This window comes from Rhizobacter sp. P3_B12 (assembly GCF_056402895.1).
This window is the reverse complement of sequence record NZ_JBFUGN010000361.1, coordinates 1-5,615: the sequence shown is the minus strand read 5'-3', so window position 1 is coordinate 5,615 and position 5,615 is coordinate 1. Positions and strand designations below refer to the sequence as shown.

Genomic DNA, 5,615 nt, shown 5'->3' with positions numbered 1-5,615 from the left:
CGTCCTGGTAGACCTTCCAGCCGATGCCGGCCTGCGTCAGCCGCTCCGGGAACGTGGTCCAGTCGTAGCCGGCTTCCGCATTGGTGATGACCGGCCCGCCTTGCCGGCCGTCGTTGCCGAGCCAGCCGCTCCACAGGTGATAGCGGTTCGGATCGGTCGGGCCGAGCACCGAGCAGTGGTAGGCATCGCAGACGGTGAACGCATCGGCCAGCGCGTAGTGGAACGGGATGTCGCGGCGCGTGTGGTAGGTCATCGTCACCGCACCCTTGTTCGGCACCCACTGGTCGCAGCGGCCGCCGTTCCATGCGGCATGCGTGTCGTTCCAGCCGTGCGGCGGATCGGGCAGGAAGGTCTGCCCGACATCGGCCACCGGCGGGCGGAACGGCAGCAGCGTGCCGGTCGCGGTGGGCTGGTACCACACGGGCCGGCCCGACGGCAGCGTCACGGCCCGCGGGTCGGCGAACCCGCGCACGCCGCGCAGCGTGCCGAACAGGTGGTCGAACGAGCGGTTCTCCTGCATCAGGACGACGATGTGCTCGACGTCTTCGATCGTGCCGGTGCGGTGATGGGCCGGCACGGCCAGTGCGTTCGCGATGCTGCCCGGCAACGCACCCCCGAGGCCGCCTGCGCTGATGAGCTTGAGGATGTCGCGTCGATGCAGGGCTGTCATGGGGTGGTCTCCTGAAGGGGACCCCACCGTATGCGGCGCACATGACTGCACAGTGTCGTGCCGCGCGGCACCGACTGATTCAGTCGATCGTCCATGGACCGTCATCTTCGTGAAACGGAAACGGCCCGTGGCGTGGCGCGTGACGGTGGGATGACAAACGCCTGGATCGGCCCGTCGACGGCGCAGGCCGCTTCGCATTCGCGACGGGCGCTTCGGCACGCCCGGACATGTGACAGCGACGCCCGAAGACAGTGCGTCCATTCGATCACTCACCCGTTCCCCACCATGTCGATGCCGACCCTCCCGAAGCTGACCGCCACGTCCAGCCGCGCGCCCTCGGTCAGAACCCAGCCCGATCAACCTGATCAGCCCGACGCGAGGACCCGCCCGTCCACGCGGTCACTCGACGGCGACCGGCCGTCGATCACGCGCCCGCCGCGCGCCCATGCGGGCACGCGTCCGCGCCAGGAGGGCAACCTGGGCGCGTCGGGCACGCTCGGGGCTTCAGTCGACCAGCCGCAGCCGCCAGAAGTGCATCTCGCGCGCAACCTGTCCGATTTCGAACGCAAGCTCGCGGCGCAACGCGCACTCACGCCGGGCGAAGCGCAGCTGAGCGCCGCCGCGAAACTCGTCAACGAGGTGCGCCACAACCCGCTCGCGTCGCAGCCCGACGGCAGCGCCACGCCCTCGCACGACCAGCTGGCGCAGTTGCTCTCGCCCGCAGTGCTGCGCGACTTCCGGAAGGACGTGCTGCAACTCTCCGACGCGAAGATCCAGGCGATGGACGACATGGCCACCCAGGGCGGGCGCTGCATCCCCAGCAGCGGCTCGCTGTTCCAGGCGGTGCTGTACGGCGCGATCCCGTTCGCGGCACTGGAGAGCACGCCGACCAAGGTGCTGGGTGGCAGCGTCGCGGCGCTGGCGGCACAGCCCTTCGTGACGGCCGGCCTGCAGACACCGATCGTCTCGGCCATCACCGTGATGCGGCAGAAGGGCGGGCCGATGGGCAAGATGCCCGGCAACCTCAAGGCCGGCACGACCCTGCAGCAGATCGAGGCCGACCTCGTGCAGCTGAAGGACCTGGCGCAGAAGGATGCCGCCGCGATGGGCGACATGCTGAAGGACCTCGCCGCGAAACACCCGGAGCACGCGTTGCCCGCGAACTCGGCCCCCACTGAAGAACAGCTGCGGAACTTCCTGCGCGCGTTGACCCCCGACGAACACCAGGGCCTGGAAAAGATCCAGAACGACCAGACCGCTCGCGCCGTGCAAGCGGCCGGGCTCGTGATGGACGGACTGCGCCTCGAAGGCATGCAGAAGCGCCAGAAGAACTCGACGAACTCGCAGGTGTTCTGGCGCACCTTGCGCGGCCTGAGCGGCATCCTGGCGCCTGCGATGCAGGCCAGGCATGTGCCGGCCGCGGCCATCACCGGCGTGTCGGTCGCGATCGCGCTCGGCGCGCTGCTCGGCCAGCACCTGGGGGCCGGGCAGGACGAGCGCACGGCGCAGGCCGATGAACTGCGGCTGAGCATCCTGTACGGCGACCTCTTCAACGCCGAAGGGCAGGCCGACTGGAACGCGGGCCAGCCGATCCGCTCCACCGGCATCGACCCGAAGAAGTTGCAGGGCCTGGTCGTCGAACCCGAAATGCTGATCGCCGGCCGCGTGAGCGCGATGGTCGACAGCCATCGCCAGGAACTCCAGGCACGGCTGGATGCGCACCAGGCGCAGGCGCCTGCGCCGGGCACCGACCCGGAGGCCGGCGACCGCGTGGCCGTGCATCTCGCCGCGGAGATCGCCGACTGCGAACGTGACATCCAGAAGATCGCCGACGGCAACCTGAGCGGGCTGGAGGAGAACGGCTTCGCACGACAGCTGTTCGGCAAGGCGATGCAGAACACCGCGGTGGCCTTTGCGTGGTCGGAGGGCTGGGCCAAGCTGCGCTCGCCGCTGGAGTACTCGGCGCAGGTGGGGCAGCGCCTGTCGCAGCAGTTCACCTTCGGCGTGCTGGGCGGTGCCGGCGCCTTGCTGCTGGGGCGCGGCGTGAACGCGGTGGTGTACGAGGTCAACAAGCACCTGGCCGCGCAAGCGCACGCGCATTCCAACGACCCGGCGCAGGCGCACAAGCCGATCAGCGGCACCAGCAGCCTGCCGGCGTGGGCGCAGGTGATGCTCGCGGCGGGCGCCGGCGGCATCGCCCTCTATTCGGCGATGACGCAGTACAGCGCGGTGAACGTGAAGAACGCGCGGCGCGACATCCAGGGCGGCAAGGACAACGACCCGGGCCTGGGCGACCAGATGAAGAAGGGCTGGATCAGCCCGCTGWGGCAGAGCCGGGCGAACAGCGCCGGCACCGCCGCCAAGACCGCCGGCAATGACGTGCTGCAGGCCGATTGGCGCAGCACCTCGGCGATGCGCTCAGCGCTGGCGGCCGACGCGGTCGTGGCCTCCAGCGACTAGCGTTGCAGCGTTACTGCAGGCTCAGCGTCAGCGTGTACTGGTCGCGGGTCTCGAAGTCGTACGGGATGCTCGACAGGCGGATCCACACCTCGCGCGCGGTGGCGCCGTTCGTGTACGCCACGCTGACCTCGCCCGAGCTGGGCCATTCGGAATCGCCGGAGAGCTTCACGCCGTCCGCGTCGACGATGGAGACGAAGAAGCCCTGGTGCTGCGGGGTCCGCATGCGCACCGTCAGCGTCTGGCCGGCGGGAATCGTCAGCCGGTAGTAGTCGCTGTCGGTGTGCACGATCTTCGATTCGCCGATGAGCACGGTCTCGTTCTTCAGCGTGCCGGAGATCTGCAGCTGCCCGGCCGGCACCGCGTTGGCCGTGGCCAGCGTGTTGTTCGGCTCAGTCTCGGTGAGGCCGGCGGTGGGGTCGATGTTCAGCACGATCTCGTTCGACAGCGTCGTGTGGTTGGCGAGATCGCGTGCGCGGGCGACGACGGTGTGCGCGCCGGGCGACAGCGTCGTCGTGTCGAACAGCACGTAGTACTGGTCGGCCGGATCGCTGCTCAGGTAGTGCAGCGACGCCCAGGTGCCGGTCTCCTTGCCGTCGACCAGGAAGTCGACGCCGAAGAGACGGGTCTCGTCCTTCGCGATGGCCGTCAGCTTGATCAAGCCGAAGTTGCCTTGCACGGCGGCGGTGATGGTGGGCGGCACGGTGTCGCTGCTGCCGGGCGCACCGGCCGGGGTGCCGACCGTGAAGCCGGCCGCGGCCGAGGTGGTGCTGTTGCCGGCGGCATCGATCGCGACCGCGACGAAGCTGTGCGAGCCGTTGGCGACGAGGCCGATCGGCAGCGACGAGGTGTACGAGCCGTCGCTCGGCGACTTCTGCACGCTGGTCTGGATGGTGCCGCCATCGACGATGAAGCTGACCGAGGTGACGCCGACGTTGTCGGTGGCGAGCGCGCTGAGGGCCACGGCCTCGGCGGACACGGTGGCCGAGGCAGAGACGACCGGCGGCTGGGTGTCGGCTGGCGACGGGCCGGAGGCCGACGTGTCGGGCGGGGCGGGCTTCTGGGCGGTCTCGTTGGTGCTGTCGCCACCGCCGCCGCCACAGGCAACGAGCATCAGCGTGAGCAGCAGGGCGGGCAGGGTGCGGGTGGCGCTGACGGATCGGGTCATGAGGGTGGGYGTGTTTTGCGACCGGCGATTCTGTCACCTGGGTGACAGATGATGATGACGATGACACGCAGTTACTCGGGCCCAGGGAGAACGCCGTGCGCCGGAGTCCTCGGCGCAGTTTTCTGGTAGGCGCGGCGGCTGCGCTGGGCGCGGTCGCGATCGGCGACTGGAGGCCTTCACGCTGGGCTGATCCGTCTTGACCGGCGGGCGGCAACGCCTAGACTGGGCTTTCGTTGCCGACGCAGCGCATCCATCCAACCAGGAGACCACGATGAGCATCTTCAGCAAGATCAAGGACGCGATCTTCGGCAAGAAGGCCGAGGAGCCCTCGGAAACGGTGGCGCAGGCGCCGACCCAGGCCGCACCCGCGGCCGTACCGGCGCCCGTCGCCTTGAGCGAGGTGGATGTGGAGGCGGTGCTGACCAAGCTGGCGGCGGCCTCGTCGCAGAAGCTCAACTGGCGCACCTCGATCGTCGACCTGATGAAGCTGGTCGGCATGGAATCGAGCCTGACCGAGCGGCGTCAACTGGCGAGCGAGCTGGGCTACTCGGGCGACACCAATGACACGGCGACGATGAACATCTGGCTGCACAAGCAGGTGATGAACAAGCTGGCGGAGAACGGGGGGAAGGTGCCGGCGAGTTTGTTGGGGTAGGCAAGGCGAATCAGGCGTCATCAAGCTTGAGGGCGCCGCGATTGGGGTGCGGTCGCAGAATGGCATGGCATACCTTCGATGCCAGCGGAGCAGGGCCCGGGGCGCGTAAAAAATACGAGACACCGTGACCTGCGAGTCGGGCCGTGGCCATCTTGCGGACTCAATGAAAGGAGTTCGCGCCGCGCAAGAAGAGTGCTTGGAGCGTAGCGACGACGCTCCGACCAGCTGAACACGCACCGGGAGAGACCACATGAAAAGCAAAGCGCAAGCACTGGATTTGGTGCGGGCGGCATTTCTGCAGGCTCAGCAAAAGTACGGGCGTGACACCAAAGTGATGACGCTCGCTGTTCTCAACAACCGACTTCTGCAGATCACCGATCGAAGATTTCAGCCGCGCGACTTTGGTGCAAAAGATCTCAAAGCCTTTGTCACGTTTCTAGAGCCGGAGTTGAGGCTGACAGGTGAGCCGCCGCGAGTATCCGTAGAACTCGTCACGCCACTCGAGCATGAAAATTCACAAGTCGACGCTGTACGCGCCGCAACATCCAAGGTTTCGCGCCCGCCGCCCGCCACCGGCGCTGCATCGCTTCCGCTAGCTGGTCGGATTCGAGAGGATCTCTGGCTTTCCATCGTCGACTACGCAAGTGGTCTGACCTATGTATGGG

At 67.9% G+C, this 5,615-nt stretch carries 6 protein-coding genes; 4 read left to right on the top strand and 2 right to left on the bottom strand.

The window, feature by feature from the left end:
- The coding region (locus tag AC1D01_RS18460; RefSeq protein ID WP_477868793.1) for an alkaline phosphatase family protein at positions 1-670 on the bottom strand (670 nt) is incomplete at its 3' end.
- A gap of 285 nt (positions 671-955) precedes the next feature.
- On the opposite strand from AC1D01_RS18460, the gene AC1D01_RS18455 reads away from it, so the two are divergent.
- On the top strand, positions 956-3,130 hold the full coding sequence (locus tag AC1D01_RS18455; RefSeq protein WP_477868791.1) for a hypothetical protein: 2,175 nt from the start codon (positions 956-958) through the stop codon (positions 3,128-3,130).
- Positions 3,131-3,140: 10 nt separating this feature from the next.
- Here AC1D01_RS18455 and AC1D01_RS18450 read toward each other — a convergent pair whose 3' ends face one another.
- Positions 3,141-4,295, bottom strand: coding sequence for an Ig-like domain-containing protein (locus AC1D01_RS18450; RefSeq protein ID WP_477868789.1), 1,155 nt, complete (start codon positions 4,293-4,295; stop codon positions 3,141-3,143).
- 41 nt (positions 4,296-4,336) lie between these two features.
- Here AC1D01_RS18450 and AC1D01_RS18445 point away from each other — a divergent pair, with 41 nt between their 5' ends.
- The 3 genes from AC1D01_RS18445 to AC1D01_RS18435 form a co-directional block, all read left to right on the top strand.
- The gene (locus AC1D01_RS18445) at positions 4,337-4,495 is read left to right on the top strand and encodes a twin-arginine translocation signal domain-containing protein (RefSeq protein WP_477868787.1); all 159 of its coding nucleotides are present in this window, start codon (positions 4,337-4,339) and stop codon (positions 4,493-4,495) included.
- Positions 4,496-4,566: 71 nt separating this feature from the next.
- Positions 4,567-4,950 (top strand): DUF3597 domain-containing protein, encoded by a 384-nt coding sequence (locus AC1D01_RS18440; RefSeq protein ID WP_477868785.1) that lies wholly within the window; start codon positions 4,567-4,569, stop codon positions 4,948-4,950.
- 250 nt (positions 4,951-5,200) lie between these two features.
- Positions 5,201-5,615: hypothetical protein (locus AC1D01_RS18435; protein WP_477868783.1), on the top strand; the 415-nt coding region annotated here is incomplete at its 3' end.